Source organism: Streptomyces sp. NPDC004629 (assembly GCF_042873595.1).
GTDB lineage: Bacteria > Actinomycetota > Actinomycetes > Streptomycetales > Streptomycetaceae > Streptomyces.
The window spans coordinates 1-1,538 of record NZ_JBIALO010000089.1; the positions used below are offsets into that span (position 1 = coordinate 1).

A 1,538-nucleotide genomic window follows, 5' to 3' on the forward strand; every position below is an offset into this window, starting at 1 on the left:
CAACGTCGTTCGATTAGTTGATCTTGGTCGGGTAGAGTCCCGGTCTCGTGCCGAATGATCATGTTGCTGGTGGGAGCTACGCGGAGCGGGTGCGGTTGGGGCTGCTCACGCGTACCTTCACGCCCGAGTTGGTGGACCTGGCGGTCGAGGAGGCGGGGGCGCGGGAGGAACGGACGCGGTCGCTGCCTTCGACGCTGATGGTGTACTTCACGTTGGCGATGTGGCTGTTCACCGGCCAGGGTTACGCGCTGGTGCTGCGGGAGATGGTGGAGAACATCCCGCGCCGGGCCGGGGAGCGCTGGCGTGCGGCGAACGCGGGCTCACTGGCGGTGGCCCGCCGCCGCTTGGGCCAGGCCCCGCTGCGGCTGCTGTTCGACAAGGTGGCCGGTGCCTGCGGTACGGCCGCCACGCCCGGGACGTTCTGGCGGGGGATGCGGCTGCTGTCCATGGACGGCACACTGCTGGACGTGCCGGACAGCGACGCGAACGCCGCCGCCTATACCCGCTCCTCCAACGGCTCCCGGCCGGCCCCCTACCCGCAGGTGCGGCTGCTGGCCTTGGCCGAGTGCGGAACCCTGTCCCTGCTCGGAGCCGTCTTCGACTCCTTCGCGGTCGGTGAGCGCACCCTGGCCCGACGGCTGCTGCCCCTGCTGAAGCCGGGGGTGCTACTGATGGCGGACCGGGGCTTTCCCGCCTACGGCCTGTGCACCACCGCGGCCGCGACAGGGGCCCAACTCCTGTGGCGCGTCTCGGAGTCCTTCCACCTCCCGCTGGTCGAGGTCCTGCCCGACGGCACTTACCTGAGCGAGCTGCGCGGCAGGCGCAAGAGTGAGCGGCTGCCGGTACGGGTCATCGAGTACACGATCACCACGACCACCCTCGGCCAGGACGGCTGCACCGAGGATGCCTCCGAGCTGTTCTGCCTGATCACCACGCTGCTCGACCCCGCCCAGGCGCCGGCCGGCGAGCTCGCCGAGCTGTACGCCGCCCGATGGACCAGCGAAACGATCTACAAGAACATCAAGATCGAGCAGCGCGGCGGGCGTACTGCCACCCTGCGCTCGAACAGCCCCTCCCTCATCGAGCAGGAACTATGGGCCATGCTCTGCGTCTACCAGGCCCTGCGCCACCTGACCGCCGACACCGCCCACCGCGTCGGCCTGCCCGTGACGCACATCAGCTTCAAACACGCCCTCGCCGCCGTCCGACGCACCGTCGGGACGGACTTTCCCCCCTCGGAAACTGGCCGCCAAGCTCGCTGACGTCCAGGCCGACCTCATCCGCACCGCCGTCAAGCCCCGCCCAGGACGCGCCGCGCCCCGCGCCACCAAACGCGGCGGCACCGGATACCGACTCCTGCGCACCGACGAGCCCGCGACCACTCGGGTCACCCACATCATCAGCCTCCAGCTCTTTCCCGAAGAGCTCAGGCCGACCACCCCGCACGGCGCCGCGACGAACCGCCAACTCACGCAACCTGACACAGCATCGGCAACACACTCACACCTTGACCGAGCCGCCTAAACGATCGACGTTGG

1 protein-coding gene is annotated in these 1,538 nt (G+C 69.5%); it reads left to right on the top strand.

Translation table 11 applies throughout. The features are described from left to right. Positions 1 to 47 precede the first annotated feature (47 nt). Positions 48 to 1,262 carry an IS4 family transposase gene (locus tag ACFYTE_RS42350; protein ID WP_388722660.1) on the top strand — a complete coding sequence of 405 codons (1,215 nt, stop codon included), beginning with the start codon at positions 48 to 50 and terminating at the stop codon, positions 1,260 to 1,262. The last annotated feature ends 276 nt before the right edge of the window (positions 1,263 to 1,538 follow it).